This is a genomic window from Exiguobacterium sp. QJM3NY_9, from assembly GCF_056173545.1.
Genome location: NZ_CM149679.1, coordinates 2,597,410 through 2,614,620, shown reverse-complemented (window position 1 = coordinate 2,614,620; position 17,211 = coordinate 2,597,410). Strand labels below are relative to the sequence as shown.

At 46.3% G+C, this 17,211-nt stretch carries 14 protein-coding genes and 1 pseudogene; 12 read left to right on the top strand and 3 right to left on the bottom strand.

Annotated elements, in window-relative coordinates; translation table 11 throughout:
• The first annotated feature begins 57 nt into the window (after nucleotides 1-57).
• From AC0VYQ_RS13295 to desA, 5 genes are all read left to right on the top strand, one after another.
• On the top strand, nucleotides 58-834 hold the full coding sequence (locus AC0VYQ_RS13295) for a DUF3919 family protein (RefSeq protein ID WP_475403760.1): 777 nt from the start codon (nucleotides 58-60) through the stop codon (nucleotides 832-834).
• Complete coding sequence (locus AC0VYQ_RS13290; protein ID WP_214767026.1) at nucleotides 831-1,820, top strand: ABC transporter substrate-binding protein; 990 nt, start codon at nucleotides 831-833, stop codon at nucleotides 1,818-1,820. Before AC0VYQ_RS13295 ends, AC0VYQ_RS13290 begins: the two co-directional genes overlap by 4 nt.
• Before the next feature lie 36 nt (nucleotides 1,821-1,856).
• A complete protein-coding gene (uhpT, locus tag AC0VYQ_RS13285; protein ID WP_475403759.1) occupies nucleotides 1,857-3,269 on the top strand; it encodes a hexose-6-phosphate:phosphate antiporter in 1,413 nt (470 codons plus the stop codon).
• A 545-nt stretch (nucleotides 3,270-3,814) separates the two neighbouring features.
• Nucleotides 3,815-5,344 (top strand): FAD-dependent oxidoreductase, encoded by a 1,530-nt coding sequence (locus AC0VYQ_RS13280; RefSeq protein WP_475403758.1) that lies wholly within the window; start codon nucleotides 3,815-3,817, stop codon nucleotides 5,342-5,344.
• Nucleotides 5,345-5,606: 262 nt separating this feature from the next.
• Nucleotides 5,607-6,626: a Delta(5) desaturase DesA gene (gene desA / locus AC0VYQ_RS13275; RefSeq protein ID WP_475403757.1), complete on the top strand. Its 1,020-nt coding sequence runs from the start codon at nucleotides 5,607-5,609 to the stop codon at nucleotides 6,624-6,626.
• Nucleotides 6,627-6,765: 139 nt separating this feature from the next.
• Here desA and AC0VYQ_RS13270 read toward each other — a convergent pair.
• Nucleotides 6,766-8,100: pseudogene (locus tag AC0VYQ_RS13270) on the bottom strand (IS1182 family transposase).
• Between the two features lie 362 nt (nucleotides 8,101-8,462).
• Here AC0VYQ_RS13270 and AC0VYQ_RS13265 point away from each other — a divergent pair.
• The gene (locus tag AC0VYQ_RS13265) at nucleotides 8,463-9,887 is read left to right on the top strand and encodes an ankyrin repeat domain-containing protein (protein WP_475403756.1); all 1,425 of its coding nucleotides are present in this window, start codon (nucleotides 8,463-8,465) and stop codon (nucleotides 9,885-9,887) included.
• A gap of 46 nt (nucleotides 9,888-9,933) precedes the next feature.
• On the opposite strand, the gene AC0VYQ_RS13260 is transcribed toward AC0VYQ_RS13265, so the two are convergent.
• Entirely contained in the window at nucleotides 9,934-12,057 is a 2,124-nt protein-coding gene (locus tag AC0VYQ_RS13260; protein ID WP_475403755.1) for a 5'-nucleotidase C-terminal domain-containing protein, read from the bottom strand.
• A gap of 368 nt (nucleotides 12,058-12,425) precedes the next feature.
• Here AC0VYQ_RS13260 and AC0VYQ_RS13255 point away from each other — a divergent pair, with 368 nt between their 5' ends.
• From AC0VYQ_RS13255 to galU, 4 genes are all read left to right on the top strand, one after another.
• Complete coding sequence (locus AC0VYQ_RS13255) at nucleotides 12,426-12,581, top strand: hypothetical protein (RefSeq protein WP_475403754.1); 156 nt, start codon at nucleotides 12,426-12,428, stop codon at nucleotides 12,579-12,581.
• A gap of 290 nt (nucleotides 12,582-12,871) precedes the next feature.
• Complete coding sequence (locus tag AC0VYQ_RS13250; protein ID WP_088837901.1) at nucleotides 12,872-13,681, top strand: ABC transporter permease; 810 nt, start codon at nucleotides 12,872-12,874, stop codon at nucleotides 13,679-13,681.
• A gap of 15 nt (nucleotides 13,682-13,696) precedes the next feature.
• Complete coding sequence (locus AC0VYQ_RS13245; RefSeq protein ID WP_475403753.1) at nucleotides 13,697-14,650, top strand: ABC transporter ATP-binding protein; 954 nt, start codon at nucleotides 13,697-13,699, stop codon at nucleotides 14,648-14,650.
• Between the two features lie 134 nt (nucleotides 14,651-14,784).
• A complete protein-coding gene (galU, locus tag AC0VYQ_RS13240; protein WP_475403752.1) occupies nucleotides 14,785-15,663 on the top strand; it encodes a UTP--glucose-1-phosphate uridylyltransferase GalU in 879 nt (292 codons plus the stop codon).
• 44 nt (nucleotides 15,664-15,707) lie between these two features.
• Here galU and AC0VYQ_RS13235 read toward each other — a convergent pair whose 3' ends face one another.
• A complete protein-coding gene (locus AC0VYQ_RS13235) occupies nucleotides 15,708-16,289 on the bottom strand; it encodes an LOG family protein (RefSeq protein WP_159172350.1) in 582 nt (193 codons plus the stop codon).
• A 129-nt stretch (nucleotides 16,290-16,418) separates the two neighbouring features.
• Between AC0VYQ_RS13235 and AC0VYQ_RS13230 the strand changes: the two genes are divergently transcribed.
• Both AC0VYQ_RS13230 and AC0VYQ_RS13225 read left to right on the top strand, forming a co-directional pair.
• Nucleotides 16,419-16,592, top strand: a complete 174-nt coding sequence (locus AC0VYQ_RS13230) for a hypothetical protein (RefSeq protein WP_475403751.1) — start codon at nucleotides 16,419-16,421, stop codon at nucleotides 16,590-16,592.
• 301 nt (nucleotides 16,593-16,893) lie between these two features.
• The gene (locus tag AC0VYQ_RS13225) at nucleotides 16,894-17,208 is read left to right on the top strand and encodes a hypothetical protein (RefSeq protein WP_475403750.1); all 315 of its coding nucleotides are present in this window, start codon (nucleotides 16,894-16,896) and stop codon (nucleotides 17,206-17,208) included.
• The last annotated feature ends 3 nt before the right edge of the window (nucleotides 17,209-17,211 follow it).

Below are 17,211 nucleotides of genomic sequence, written 5' to 3'. Positions count from 1 at the left end.
GACCGGATTTATGAAACAATTGCCCGGTAATCTAAGAATCAAGCAAGGAGAGGAATCATGAAAGCATCGACCATCGCGTATCTCTTCCTGATGGGCATCTTGTTTGCCCTTGGTCTTCTTTTGCTTCAGCAGACGGTCTTCGGACGCTTACATGTCCTTGATGGACCGAAACGGCTGAATGCTTCCGATGACTCGATCCCGACCGAGTTGACGTTACGTCACCGGTCATGGGGCGAGCAAACGGTAGAAGACGGGACGGAAGTCCAGCGCATCACGACTCTTTTGAAGCAAATGAAGACGGTGACAAACGGTACGTGTCCGGCAGGTAAGGAAACGTTCAATGGAACGCTTCGTTTCTTAAACGGCACGACGTGGACGTTTTCGCTTGGAGAAAACATGACGCTAAACGGGCGATGTGTCGCAAAACGTCCAAGTACTGAGACGACGACACTGAAAGCACGGTTCTTGAACGCGTATCACGAACCGGAACAGCTCGCGCGTCAGTTCGCCGAGGTGGAAGTCGTAACGTGGTATGAAGCAGGGAAATCTCGTTCTTTGACTGCAAGCGAGAGAGAAGACGTTAAGCGTCGTCTGACGCAGGCAGAGCCGATGACGGACTACGAAGAAGTCGGTCAGGCGCTTGATGCCAGTCAGGGACAGCCGCGCATTCTTAAGCTCCAGCGGTTCAAGAGTGAGCAGAACACGCGTGCCAACCTAATGAATATCACCGTATATGAGACATTGTTCAGTGTCCAGTACATGGATGATGACAATGGGAACACATTCTATTTAAGAAGACAACTCCTGCCGACAGGGAAGGAGGCGGGACGATGAAAAAAGGAATGCTCTTCTTGCTGAGTATCATTTGTCTTATGAGCATTTGGATCGTCCGAAACAATGAACAGACGAAGCAAGGGACAGCCGCGCGGGAGACAGTTCCGCATTTGACGGCGTACGTTTCTGCGAAAGAGGATATCGGACGCGCATTGTTATCATCGTATTGTAAACAATCGGGGTGTACGTATGAGTTCGTGCGTCTCTCGACGGAGGAACTCGTCCGACGCGTGACGAAGGAAGCGGATCATCCACGAGCCGACGTCATCATCGGTGGGACATGGGATGCCCATCAGACGCTTAAACAACGTGGTTTATCGACACCATTCCCGAGTGATATGGATCAAGCGGAACTGCAAGATCCGGATCGCTACTGGATCGGTTATGAAGTCGAGCGTCTCGCGATTGTCATCAACACGGATGTCTGGAATGAACGATTTGGGGCAACGCCTTATCCGAAGACGCTCGCTGACTTGACGGCGAAACAGTACCAGGATGAGTTGATCTTGCCGGACCCGAATCACTCTGGTACGGGGGCGACGATTCTGCAAGCTGTCTTTGACGGATACGGAACGAAAGCGGAAGATATCTTACGCCAATTGATCGAGCGAACACGTCTATTTACGACGAATGGTTTTGCGCCGACTTCGTATGTAGCAAGTGGGGAAGCCGTGCTTGGGGTCAATTTCATCGGGGATCAACAATCACTACGTGAAAAGTATTATCCGGTCAAGAGCATCCCGCTTGATACGTATTCAATCAACGCGATCTCGAAGTTAAAGGGACGGACGCAACAGAAGCAGGCGAATGCCTTCATGCGTTTTGTGCTTTCTTCTGACGGTCAGGCAATCCTACGGAAAGTATCGTTCGGTACACCGACCTATGCGATCGCGAAGACACAACCGATCCAGCAAAACATCGGACAGGATATCGTCGCCGATTACCGGGACTATCTCCGTCGATTCAATCAGCTCCAGGACAAATGATGCGAAGACTCTGATTCATGATAGGGGAAATGGAAGATGAGATTCTTCAGCATCAAAAAATTGCCGAATGCCGGCATACCGATTGAAGTACAACGGAAACAATGGTTGCAGCAATTTTTAAAAGCATTTTTAGTCGTCTTCTTTTCATATATGGCGATGTACCTAATTCGAAATAACTTTAAAGCCGCACAACCGCTTCTAAAAGAAGAACTCGGTTTCACGACAACTGAACTCGGATATATCGGCTTCGCTTTCTCGATTACATACGGGATTGGGAAGACGTTGCTCGGGTACTTCGTAGACGGTAAAAACACGAAACGCGTCATCTCATTCTTATTGATTTTGTCTTCTTTAATCGTGACAGCCATGGGGATGTTGATGAGTGCCGGAGGAAGTCCTGTCGGTCTCCTGATGGTATTGTGGGGGATGAGTGGATTCTTCCAATCGGTCGGAGGACCGTCATCCTACTCGACGATTGCCCGCTGGACACCGTTTGAAAAACGTGGACGTTACCTTGGTTTTTGGAACGTCTCACACAACATCGGTGGTGCGATTGCCGGTGGTCTTGCGCTTTGGGGAGCAAACGTCTTCTTTAACGGAAGTGTCGTCGGGATGTTCATCTTCCCTGCTGCGATTGCTCTCGTCATCGGGATCGTCGGTCTGTTCATCGGGAAGGATGATCCGGAGGAACTCGGGTGGAACAGGAGTGAGGAAATTTTCGAGGAACCGATCGAACCGGTGAACATTGCTGCAGAAAGCATGACGAAGTGGCAAGTCTTCAAGACGTATGTCATCTCGAATCCGTGGATTTGGACGCTCTGTATCGCGAACGTCTTCGTCTATATTGTCCGGATTGGGATCGATAACTGGGCACCGCTCTATGTTACGGAACACTTGCACTTCAGTACGGAGAGTGCCGTCAATACGATCTTCTTCTTTGAAATCGGTGCGTTATGCGGCAGTATGATTTGGGGGTATGTGTCCGATTTACTCAAAGGACGCCGAGCGCTCGTCGCAGCGATCTGTCTCATGCTGACGGCAGTCGCAGTCCTTGGTTATCGTTACGGTACGAGTGAAGTCATGATTTACACTTCATTGTTCGCACTCGGTGCCCTCATCTACGGACCACAGCTCTTGATTGGTGTCTCGGTCATCAGCTTCGCACCGAAGCAAGCGACAACGGTCACGAACGGAATGGTCGGAACGTTCGGCTACTTGTTTGGTGATTCAATCGCGAAAGTCGGTTTAGCAAAAATCGCTGACCCAGAAACGAATGGTTTAACGATCGGCTCAGTTACATTACACGGCTGGAGCGATACGTTCGTCATCTTCAATGCTGCGTTACTGTTCGGTTTGATTGCCCTTGCAATCGTCGCTGTCGTCGAGGAGAAAAAGATTCGACGGCTTGGGAAACTCGAAAAACAAACAAAAGAAAAATTGAGTTCTTGAAGACAATGACTTCTATTTCATCGAAGTCACGGATTTTAGATAAAAAAGATGGAAAGTCACTTGAATGTGGTTTCCCATCTTTTTTGTCTCTCTCTTTCCTTTTTATTTTTAAATATAGTTTGTCAAATCAAGTACAACATTTCTTAATGAAGATTTCGTATACAGATTTCGAGTTAAGACATTTACTTTGTCTTCTACCGATTCAGACAAGTGTTTGATTAGTTCTACATGAGGTCGCACACTTTTTGTGTTTTCTTCTAGGTGTTGTACTTAATATTACAATTCGTCATATAAATACGCTCCATTAACCAAAATTTAAAAATAGATTACAAATTTTGTTTTTGGAAATGATTATTTATCAAGAAGATATAATATGAAATCGGCAAGTAAAAATAAATAATCGTATATAACGCGAAAGAAAATAGCTCTGTTCTAGATAGTTCATTTTCTTTGAAAAATACAGAATGTGAATGTTTTTGCGAGGGGAGGGTAAAAGTAAATGTTAGTTATATGAAAAGAAACCAACACTTACGGAGGCGGAAAAAATGAAGCGACTTGACGGATTTCCAACATCATACTGGCGCACTTCGATTGAACATACGACTTATCCGAAACTAGAAGCAGATAGTACGACGGACATCGTCATCGTCGGTGCCGGCATCGCAGGACTCGTCGCAGCTGTCCAGTTGATTGATTCCGGATACGCCGTGACGCTGCTTGAAGCGGATCAAGTCGCGAGCGGGACGACCGGGTATACGACGGCAAAAGTCTCATCGCAACACGGATTGATTTATGATCAATTGATTCAGACGATTGGCCAAGAGAAAGCACGCCTCTATTTTCAGGCGAATGAAGAGGCGATTGAGTTTTTACGTGAGCAGGTCGAACGACTCGGCATCGACTGTGAGTTTGAGACGCAGGATGCGTACCTGTACGTCGCGTCCTCAAAAGAAAAGGCCAGTCAACTCGAAAAAGAAATCGAAGCCTATGCCCGACTCGGAATGGACGGGGGAGAGGCGACGACGGAAGTGCAAGCGAAGTTGCCCTATCCGGTTGAAAAGGCAGTCGTCTTACGTCATCAAGCCCAGTTCCATCCCGTCAAGTACTTACAAGGACTCGCCCGCTACTTCACAGCAAACGGTGGTAAGTTATATGAACAGACACGAGCCGTGTCGGTCGAGACAAAACGGACGCCGACCGTCGTCGTTGAGAACGGACGTAACATCGAAGCGAAAAAGATCATCGTCGCCTCGCATTTCCCGTTCAATGATTTAAAAGGGCTCTATTTTTCAAAACTCGAAGTCCATCGGTCGTATATCGTCTCCGGCTTCGTCGATGCAACGTTTCCGGACGGTATGTTCATGAGTGCCGATCAACCGAGTCGCTCCCTCCGGCATGCAAAGACGGCAGATGGACGAACGCTCGGTTTCTTCGGTGGGGAAAACCATTTGTCGGGACACGAGACGCATACGAAAGCCAATTATCAAACGTTGGCGCAGTTCGCGGAAATCGAGTTCGGGGTCGAAGCAATCGAACAGTTTTGGTCGGCGCAAGATTTGATTTCGCTCGATAAAGTCCCGTATGTCGGTCAAATGACGAGTGACGATTCGAACCTGTTCGTCGCAACAGGATTCGCCAAGTGGGGAATGACGAACGGGATCGCGGCAGGTCGTCTCTTAGCCGATCTATTGACCGGGAAATCAAACCGCTACCGGTCCTTGTTCGATCCGAACCGGTCGAAGTTGAGCAAGCAGGATGCGAAACAGTTCGTCAAAAACAATGCCGATGTCGCGCTCGAACTCGTCAAAGGGAAAGTCGCACGTGGCGAGAAAGAGGCGGAGGCGTTAGCACGTGACGAAGGTGGACTTGTCCGCCATGATGGGAAGACGGTCGGCGGATACAGGGACGAGACGGGTGAACTGCATCTCGTCAAGACGACCTGTACGCATCTCGGTTGCGACGTCAAGTGGAACGACGGGGAACGGTCATGGGATTGTCCGTGTCATGGCTCGCGGTTCGATTACGAAGGACATGTGCTCGAAGGGCCAGCCGTTAAGCCGCTGAAAAGAATGTAACGACAGCCACAAGGCTCACGATGCGTCGTGGGCTTTTTGGTCGTATCTTCATCAATTCGAGAATTCCTGCTTTATTTTTTATAACATGTGCTATAATTACCTGGTATAAAAAATATTTAAGCGTATAACTATATCGGTCGGGTCGACTATCATGTGGATGTTACGAATTCACCGTCACGAACGCCGTTTCCTGGTTTCATTCAAGCACATCATTTCATTAGCGTCGTGAACGCTGTAACCGAATTCGAGGAGGAAGCAACACATGAGTAAAGAAAAAATCGCCCAGCTTCGCAAACACGTCTCGCCGTTTGAAAAGGCAGACATCAAAGCGAGTGTCAGGCAGATGATCAACACGATCCTACCGTTTCTCGTCGCTTGGTTTCTCGCCTACCAAGCACTCAAAATCTCAGTCTGGCTTGCGGTTCCGCTTGCGATTGTCGCAGCCGGGTTCGTCGTCCGGACATTCATTATCTTCCATGACTGTACGCACGGGTCATTCTTCAAAAACAAGAAGGCAAATGCAATCGTCGGGACAATCACAGGAATCTTGACGTTATTCCCATATGAAAAATGGAAACGCGAGCATTCGATCCACCATGCGTCGAGTGGTAACCTCGACAAACGTGGCGTCGGTGACATTTGGGTCATGACGATCGAAGAGTATGTCGAAGCATCGAAATGGACACGGTTGAAGTATCGTCTCTACCGGAACCCGCTCGTCATGTTCGGTCTCGGACCATTGTTGTTGATTCTCGTCGTCAGCCGCTTTAACCGGAAGGACGCACGGAAAAAAGAACGCATCAACACACACGTCATCAATGCATCACTCGTCGTCTTATATGCCGTCATGATTTATATCGTCGGTTGGCAGGCCTTCTTGATTATTCAAGGAACAACGATGTTCACAGCGGGCGTGCTCGGGATTTGGTTATTCTACGTCCAGCATACGTTCGAAGACTCGTATTTCGAGGATGAAAGCGAATGGGACTACGTCAAAGCGGCGATCGAAGGAAGCTCGTACTACGAGTTGCCGAAAGTCTTACAGTGGGTGACAGGAAACATCGGCTTCCACCACGTCCACCACTTAAGTCCACGTGTGCCGAACTATCATCTAGAAAAGGCCCACACGGCGACACCACCCCTTCAAAAAGCAACGACGATCGGCTTGTTCTCAAGTCTGAAGTCGCTTCGTTATAAACTATATGATGCTAAAAATAAAACGTTCGTGACGTTCCGCGAAGTCAAACATCTGTTGCGTGAACCGAAGACGTCCGTATCGTAAGCGAAACTCCCTCCTTTTTCATAAGGAAGAGAGTCTCAGATTGTAGACAAACCCTCATTTCCAAGTGGAAATGAGGGTTTGTCTTATGTATGCGTAAAAAATACGACACTCCATTAGGATTCCAACTGGAATCACATGACTAATTGGCCAATTTTTTGAGGTTCAGGGCAGCAAAAGTGAGCATCGCCTGCATTATCACTTTTTTTAACCCGCGGTAGCGAGTCCAACGCATGCTTTGCTTTTCTTTCGCGTCCGCAAAGACACGTTCGATTGTCTCTTTTCGTCGAGCATACAGCTGCTTGTTAACCGGGGTGTGGCGAAGGTGCTCGACTTCGCCGATTGCATCTTGCCAGACATGCCGATGAATCACCTTCTGCATCGTCTGACTTTTCGTACATCGTTCTAGAAATGGACAAGTTTCACAGATTTTTGGATCTTATACATACTCCCATCTTCCTTTCCATGTAGTTGTCCGATAGACAAGCGGCTGATTATTTTCACAGAGATAACAGTCGTAATACGCATCATTATAGAAGGCATTTGTTTTGAACATACCCTTCACCCCTTTGGGGAGGGTATAGGGGAAGACTGGCAAAATACGCTGTCTGAGAAGAAAATGTGCGATGGGGTCGGTTTTATAGGCGGAGTCTGCGACGACTGCAAACGGGACGGTAAAACGGTGGATGATGAGTTTGAGCAAGGGCTTTAAAATGATACTATCGTGAATATTACCTGGTGTGACAATTGTCCCGAGGACAAAACCATTCCGATCACATGCTGTATGAAAGGAATAGGCGAATTGCTTTTCACGTTCCCCCTTCACGTAATAGCCTGACTCAGGATCCGTGGTACTCTCCTTCGTCAAACGTTGATCATTCTCGTCCTTCTTCTTGGGGGTAAAACGCTTTTTTCCGTGCGCTTCACGATCATCATTGATTTCTTGTTCCAGTTCATCTTGATAAAAACGTGCTGTACGACGAACATGTTTCTTTTTATATTTCCGCTTATTCGCATTTGCTTTGACGTGTGTCGAATCGATAAACAGGACCACTGGGTCCACGAATCCAGCATCGACGCCTTGGGTCAGAATTTTGTAGAAGATATCTTCAAAAATCGTCGTGTCTTGGAAGCGTCGGACATAGTTTTTTCCGAAGGTTGAAAAATGAGGAACCTTTTCATCCAATCCAAGTCCTAGAAACCAACGATAGGCGACGTTCGTTTCGATTTCTTGGATCGTCTTCCGCATAGAAGGAATACCGAATAAATATTGAAGGAGAGCCATCTTGATTAAGAGAACAGGATCCACGCTAGGTCTTCCGTTATTTTCACAGTACAACTTTTCAACCAATGGATAGATGAATTGAAAGTCCATCACCTGATCGACCTTGCGGACCAAGTGGTCCGCAGGAACCAATTGTTCGAGTGTGACCGTGATGTTTTCAGAACGATGGTGTTGATTTCGTTTTCCCATCATGGGAAACCCTCCTTCGTGGTATATTTCTTTTATTTTATAATATGAAAGAAAGCTAAAAAAGCCTCGATTTCCGATCTAATCGCTTCCTAGTGGAAAGCAAACAGGAGCGACCCTGCAGCGAAGCGGCGCGAAGTTTGGCACAGGAAGACGATTAGGAAGGAAAGAGAGAGCAAAAAAAGATGAAAAATTACATTCAATTGACCTTCCATCTAGTTTGTCTACAGTCTGAAACTCCCTCATTTTTCATAAGGAAGGGAGTTTTCTTGAATTAACATGAATTAGCTTGGAATCTATTTGGAATTATCGGTATGATAGGTAAGGAAGTCAGCAGTTACTTGAACGGAAAGGGGTCCTAAGAACCCATGCAAGATACACATGAACCGAACCAACCACCGCGTCCAGCAAGGAGCATCTCAAAACGAGAGCGCCTTTACTTTTGGCTCCTCCTGACGTCGTCCATCGTGACGGGATGTGGAATCGCCCTCTCATTGCTCGCACTCGGTACAAGTGGTCTCTTCGCCCTTGGCGGAGTCATCTTCGCGATTTGTCTGCTCCTGATTCGCAAGTCGATCAAAGTCAGGATTTTGCGTAGTGAACACGTCCGGTTGAGTGAAACACAATTTGGTGAACTCTATCATCGAGTCAACCATCAATCAAAGCAAATCGGACTATGGCGGATGCCGGAAACGTTTCTCGTTGATCATCCGCGTCTGACGGTACCACGACAACTCTGGATTTTTCAGACGTACATTTTGTTGATTCCCGCTTCTTATGAAACGTATGACGAGGCGCATGATTTTTTAGTCTTACGTGAACTCGCCCATATCCAACAAAATCATTACGAAAAACGGACTCTCTTGTTGCTCGGGAGCTGGATTCCGTTCTTACGCTTCGCTTACTTACGCGCCTGTGAAGAAACGGTTGACCGGATGGCAATCCAGTTTTTGACGGATCGCGATGCTGCTGTCCGCGGAATGCTTTATGCGACGCTCGGACCGGTCGTAACGCGTCAAGTGGACGAGGAGCACTACATAACGGAAAAACAGCAAACAGCAACGTTCTTGACGGAAATCAGTTACTTGTTTCGGACACGTCCAGACATCGTACGCCGGCTAGCCGCGACCGGAAAGTATCCGCGTGACGCCCGACGGACGGGCTGGCTCCTAGGTGGTTTCGTCGGCAGTGTCGGCCTCGTCTCGCTCAGTGTCCTGTTGCTTGTCAGCGGACACGTGCCGCAACTCGTGTCAGACATAACGACATTCGTCGGGCAAAAAGTAGGGGGCGAACAAGACCTAGGTGAGACGAAGCTGATGGCGGCGATTCAAAAAGGTACACTTGAAGAAATCGAACAACTTTTACCGGAAAGCGACATAGAAGCTGTCGATACGGACGGGGACACAGCTCTCCATTATCTCGGTTACCGTAAATCGAGCGAAGGACTCGAAACGGTTTTTGAGGCATTGCTTGCTGCTGGAAGTGACGTCGATGCCGTCAATAAATTCGGAGAACGTCCGTTCATCACTGCTGTCTACAGTAATAATAAAGAACTTGTCGCCCTTTATTTGAAACGGGGCGAGAAGATTGACCAACAAGATGAGGACGGGTATACCGCGCTTCATCATGCGGTCGAAGGGGAAGGGAAACAGACTGTAAAGCTGTTGCTTGAAAAAGGAGCGAACACGGCGATCAAAGATGATGATGGCTATACTCCGTTGATGCTCGCTGAAGAATATGAGCTCGATGATATCATCGTACTTCTAAAACAAAATATGACGCAAACGTTATGAAAAAAGACGCTTTCTCCGCAAGGAGAAAGCGTCTTTTAATCGTGTATTAGTTTGTTGCTGGTGCCGTGTTGATGATGCGGCCTTCGATTTTGTAATCTAACTCTTTTTTCTCTACTGCGAAGTCACGGAGGTTTTCCCAGTCTGAAAGACCAAGGTCGGTGACGCGGCCGTCTTTATATGCATCTTCGAAAGGTTTTAGGAAATCTGAACCTTTCGCTGTGAAAGCATTCGTTGCTACAACGTAGTTTTTCGTAGGATCAATCGCTTCATATGTGCCATTGATGTTGACTTCCATTTTCGAGATACGTGTTCCTTTTTCTTTTGAACCGTCAAATTCTACTTTTAGTCCTGAAGCTTGAAGGAACCCACCATTTTCGACAGGAACAAGACCCACACTGATTTCGAAAAGATCTTTTAACTGGGCGCCTGTCATCTTAACCGTTGCGAGCGTATTACCGAACGGTAGTGTCGTTAAGATATCACCTGTAGTTAATGGACCTGCATCAATCGAAGCACGGATTCCACCACTATTTTGAACGGCGATAGATACCTCTGGATTGATTTTTTTCGCCTTATCGAGCATGGCGTCAGTAATCAAGTTTCCGAGTGCTGTTTCGCTATTACGGACACTGATTGTATTAGTCGGACTTGTTCTAGGATTAGGTAATTCGGAGATGATAGTTGCACCAACTTCTTGGTTTTTCAATTCTGAAATCTTATCTGCGTATGGCTTTAAGATTTCCGTTGCTTTCGTATCTGCTACGTAAGGTTTAACTTCGATGAGTGAATTACCGTACGATTTTAGTTTTCCTTTGTAATCAAATGTAACGTTTAAGTCACCTAAAAAATCGCCATATTGATAGGCTTGCACAATGATTGTTGGTTCTGTTTTCCCTGGAACAACAGTATCATCAACGACAGTTTCACTTTTAACATCTAATTTTTCAATTTTCGTATGTGAGTGACCACCAACAATGATATCAATCCCATCGACGTTCCGTGCAAGTAATTTGTCATTATCGACTTCAGCGTTATCATCGAATCCAATGTGTGTGAGTGCGACGATTTTATTTACGCCACGTTTTTTGAATTTATCAACAGTTGCTTGGGCACTTTTAATGTAGTTTGCGAAAGTTACTGTCCCCGGACTTGAAATACCAACAGTTTCTTCTGTTGTTAAGCCGAAGAAACCGACTTCTTCGCCATTGATTTCTTTAATGATTCCTTGGTAGATGTGCCCTTCATCTGGACCAGATGTAATTGTTTTCTTTTGGAGACCGTTGAATAAAGGATTTTTACTGAAGTCGACATTTGCTGTGATGAATGGGAAGTCACTACCTGCGACGAATGCCTGCAGTGCGGCACCTTGATCTTGATCTCCAAGATCGAACTCGTGGTTACCGAACGTCATCATATCATATTTCATATAGTTCATTAATTCGAGATCTGCTTGACCTTTGAATTCTTTGAAGTAGAGTGAACCCGAGAATACATCTCCTGCATCAAGTAAGAGGGTTGGGATTCCTTCAGCACGATATGCAGCACGACGTTCTTTAATGACTGTTGCCCGTTTTGGCGCATTATCGAGTGCGGCGTGTGTATCATTCGTATGAAGCAAAGCAAGACTAAAGTTATTTTTTTTCACATCACGAATCGTAATTTTCGCCTTTTTCGTGACAGTTTTCCCTTTATAAGTTACGCTGCCAACTGCATAGACGATACCTGATTCATTCGTGTCAACTTGACTCCATTTTACATTTTGATCGTAGACTTTTCCATTAGCGAATAGTACTGCTAATTTCTTCGGAAGTGATGGTTTTTCATCGACAAAAATAGTTTGTTCAGGAACAGATTCGATAATTTTAATGGCATAGTTTTGTATATAAATCTTCACTTCGATTGGGAGCTTTTTCTTACCATAAGTCCCTTTTACCGTTTGATAAGAATTAAAGATGTTTTTGTTGTAAGCTCTCCATGTGATTTTTTCTCCTTTATATGTAGCAGGGAGCTTGACCATTGTACCTTTTGTGAAGACGAGTGACTTGAGTTTGACCGTTTTGACTTTAACATGTGTTGCTGCTGAGACCGTTGTTTGCGCAACCGGCACGATTGCCGATGTTGTAAGTGCGACAGCAACTGCTGCTGCATAAAGCGGTTTTGATTTGTACATACGTAAAAATCCTCCTTCAAAATGGTATATGAGTACAAGGTCTAGATGCGATCTCTGACCTCCTCTTCTACTATAAATGGTTTGGATAACGTTTTGTCGTAAATGTTTTGAAAAATTCGTAAATTCTTAGGTCGGACGACGGAACAACGAATCAGAGAGGTTTGCTTTGTTATGTTGAATCAACGGGAAAATGCTTTAAAATTAAATGGTAACGTTTTCATTATATTTCAGTTTTCGATAAAAGTGAACAAAAACTTAGTTTGGTTTATAATTGTTCCCATTATTTGATAAACTGCTTGTATTTTTTAGTGGGAGAGTCTTGTATGATAAGTAGTAACGAACTTTTGGATGGAAGGATGGCTAGTCTAATGAATGAATCGATTCGCGGGAGCCTTGTCGTCATCATTCTCTGTTTGATGATTGCCTTGCTAGTTTGGGGACTGTCATCTCCACCGACGACGATTGGCCTTCCAACTTTACATCATTCTGAACCGTTCTCTTTGGATGTCGATAAGCATTCTTAAGGACGGTTTTTTGTCGTTTAGAAAGCTACAGTTTAGTGTCGGTTTCCTCAATACATTGACACGATTTTTAACGATGGCTAGAATTGACTAAGTGTATGGTCGTTATCGACGACTTTTAATATGAAAGATTTGTTCAAGCAGAGAGGGGGAATAATCGAATCGGGCAGGCGAGAGGCACTGCTAACGGATCGCATTCGTTTGAAACGATCGCGAATCGAATCCGTCATTTTTGACTGGAAGTAACTGAACTAAAATACATGTACCTCTACGGATCGGAAGGAACTTAACTTATGTTGAAAGAAATGAAAAACATCATCCGCGAACAAGTGGAGAATTTTCCACTGATTCGGCGCCTGGCACGGTACGAAATCAAATCGGCGCATGCGGAGCAACGGCTCGGTCTGTTGTGGGAGCTGCTCAATCCCGGATTACAAATCTTTATTTACTGGTTCGTGTTTGGTGTCGGTCTGAAAGGCAACAAGAACGTTGATGGCGACACGCCGTTCATCGTCTGGCTTCTTTGCGGGATCGTCGTCTGGTTCTTCATCAATGACGCGTTACTCCGGGGTTCGAACTCGATCAACAACCGGCTCGCGATGGTGACGAAGATGCGTTTCCCGATGAGTGCGATTCCGTCGTATGTCATCTTGTCGCGGATGTACCAGCATTTCGCGATGTTATTGATCGTCTTCGTCGTCATCTTGCTTAACGGAATCCCGATGACGTGGAAGCTGCTCCAGTTGCCGTACTACATGGCGGCGACGTACATCTTCGTCTATGCGTTCTCACTTTGTTTCTCGACATTGATTACGCTCGTCAAAGACATTCAACTCTTTTTACAATCGATGATGCGGATGCTCTTTTATTTAACACCGATTCTGTGGAACATTGAACGATTCCCGGACGTCTTACATGGTCTGCTTCGTCTCAACCCAGTCTTCTACCTAGTCGAAGGCTACCGGTCGAGTTTACTGGGCGGCGCCTGGGTCTGGCAGGAATGGCCGACGGGACTTTACTTCTGGAGCGTGACGCTTCTATTGTTCACAGCCGGAACTTACTTACACATTAAGTTCCGTAAATCATTCACCGAGCTTGTTTAAGGGAAGGAAATCGCTATGTCTATGATAAAACTCGAACATGTCACGAAACGTTTTGACATGGTTACGACGACGAAAGAAAAATTCAAGTTGTTATTCAAAAGTAAAAGCAAGAGCGTGAAGACGTTCACGGCACTGCGTGACGTCACGCTCGACATCGGATCAGGAGAAGTCGTCGGTCTCGTCGGCATCAATGGTTCCGGTAAGTCGACGCTATCGAACTTGATCTCCGGTATCATCTATGCGAACGAAGGTGACGTCGAAATCAATGGTGAAGTCGCGATCATCGCCGTCTCGCAAGGACTGAAGAGTGTCTTGACAGGGCGCGAGAACATCCGGCTCAAATGTTTGATGCTCGGGATGGACGACGCGGAAATCGACCGCCGGATGCCCGGCATCATCGATTTCGCGGACATCGGGGACTTCATCGACCAGCCGATTAAAAAATATTCGAGCGGGATGAAGTCGCGTCTCGGATTCGCGATCGCCGTCAACGTCGATGCCGATATCTTGATCGTCGATGAAGCATTATCGGTCGGGGACCAAACGTTCTATAACCGGTGTATCGATAAGATGAATGAATTCAAGGTCGAAGGCAAGACGATCATCTTCGTCAGCCACTCATTGTCACAGATTCGCAACTTCTGTGAACGTGTCATCTGGCTCGAGTACGGTCAAGTCAAACTCGACGGGACGACGAAAGAAGTCGTGCCACAGTATAAGCAGTTTTTGACGTCATACAAGAAACTGTCGAAAGACGAGCAACACCAGTACCGCAAAGATCGCTTAAAGGAACAAGCAGAAAACGCGACACCGCGTAAGCAGAACGTCGATGCTGAAGATACGGTCAAACATCCAGGCTGGATCTTGTCCGGACTCGGACTGCTCGTACTCGCAGCCGGCAGTGTGATGGTCATCGATGAAACGCCATCGTTTGCATCACTGACTGACGCAATCGCCAACCTATTTTAAACACCGACGACCAGTGATACGTTTTGTGTCACTGGTCTTTTTTTGTCGAGGAAACAGGGAAACACGAATCAAAAAAAGAAGTAGTACAACGGACAGTACAGCGTTAGACGATTAAGCATAAGGGAGGGCGCGGGATGCAGAAGATTCGAAAAGCCATCATTCCGGCAGCGGGACTCGGAACACGTTTCCTGCCGGCGACGAAAGCGATGCCAAAAGAAATGCTTCCGATTTTGACGAAGCCGACGATTCAATACATCGTCGAGGAGGCCGTTGCTTCAGGAATCGAACAAATCATCATCGTCTCGGGACGAAACAAACGGGCAATCGAAGACCACTTCGATCATGCACCGGAACTCGAAAACATATTACGGCAAAAAGGGAAGCTCGAGCTATTGAAAGAAGTCGACGCCTCGACGACGATGGCAGAAATCCATTATATCCGGCAAAAGGAACCTAAAGGTCTTGGACATGCGATTTGGAGTGCCCGTCATTTCATTGGGAATGAACCATTCGCCGTCTTACTCGGTGATGATTTGATCGTCGCAGAACGTCCCGGTCTCAAACAGTTGATTGATCAGTATGAGGCGACGGCGTCCTCCGTCATCGGCGTTCAACAAGTCGCACCGGAGCATACACATCGCTACGGGATCATTGATCCGATTGAACAAATCGGGAATCGGTACCACGTCCGGCAATTCGTCGAAAAACCGCCGCAAGGTACAGCGCCGTCGAACATGGCAATCATCGGGCGATACATTTTGACACCAGCGATCTTTACGTACTTGGAGACGCAACAGGCGGGTTCAGGGGGCGAGATTCAATTGACGGATGCGATTGAACGCTTGAATGGAATCGAGGACGTCTATGCGTATGACATCAAAGGAGAACGATTTGATGTCGGCGAAAAGATGGGGTACGTCGAGACGACGCTTGCCTTCGCGCTGAAGGACGAAGAGATTCAAGAGGATGTCAAAGCATTACTGAAGAAGTACGTCGCGGAGTGGGAAACATAAAAAAAGAGGGGGGAACCCCTCTTTTAAACAGTGATTAAGATTGTTTACGTTTGATCCGTATTCAAGTAGGACTTGACGTGAGGGGCTTCGTATTGACGAAAACGCTCGAGTAACGCTTCAGGTGTCGACTCGACGAGCAGCATCGCTGCATGCTCGGGGATGATGAATCCTTGGGTTTCCATCTGCTTGAACAAGGCGATGAGGGGATCGTAGTACCCGTCGATGTTCAAGATGCCGCATGGTTTTTCATGGAGACCGAGCTGAGCCCACGTGAAGACTTCGAAAAATTCTTCCATCGTCCCGGGACCACCTGGTAAGATGATGAACCCGTCCGCGAGTTCCGCCATCTTAGCTTTTCGGTCATGCATCGATTCGACGAGGTGGAGTTCTGTCAGGTTCGGATGAGCGATTTCTTTTTCCTGTAGAAAGTGTGGTAACACACCGATGGCTTGTCCGTTCGCGGCTAAAATGGCATCTGCGACGGCCCCCATCGTTCCGACACGCGACCCACCATACACGAGTCCGTAATCCTGTTGCGCAAGCACCGTGCCGAGCGTCGCAGCGGCTTCCTTGAAAAGCGGTGATGCTCCATCTTTTGAGCCACAAAACACAGCGAGTTTTTTCATGACAATCGTTCCTCCTTCAAGACTGGTCTTTTCTCAACATACCATATCGCCGAGGGAAATTGAAAAGCGACCTCGTCTTCTTAGCGGGAACTTTACATTGATGACGCCATTAGAATGGAGGGGACAACAGTGAGACCCAAAACAATTGTCTGGCTTGTACTGATCATTGCCGCAATTAATTTACTGCTTGGCATTTTCATACCGGAATCACCGACACGGACGACGATTAGTACGATTTTATTAGGCTTGATTCTACTGTTAGGGGTAGGTTATTTCATTACACTGCGTCGATCTTCTAAATGAACAAGCGATCTCCCTGGCTGGATGTTTCAGTCAGGGAGATCGCTTGTTTTGATGGACCAAGAACACAATAGGTATGAAGGAATATTCTAAAAAATCTATTTTTATACATATTTCCGACACAAAGGTGGATTAAATGTCAAAATTGCACAACTTTCAGGACGTATGACCCGCGACTAAAGTAATGAGAAGTGTAAATAATGTGCAAAAAACGCATAATATTCGTATTCGAATATTTGGAGGGGGTCTAAGGTTATATGATGATATCAATAAGCCATATAAAAATATTAGGAGGTCATTAATCATGAACTTGAAAAATAAATTGATGTTGTGTATCGGAGCTGCTGCAATCAGTCTCTCAACAGTATCGTTAAATACAGCAACAACGAACGTGGATCAAATAGCTAAAAAAGATTTACCGTATGAATACGTAGTTAAGCCACTTGCTAAGCAAGACCTACCATACGAGTATGCAGTTAAGACACTAGCTAAGCAAGACCTACCATACGAGTATGCAGTTAAGACACTAGCTAAGCAAGACCTACCATACGAGTATGCAGTTAAGACATTAGCTAAGCAAGATCTACCTTACGAGTACGTGGTTAGAAATAAAGCTTAATCA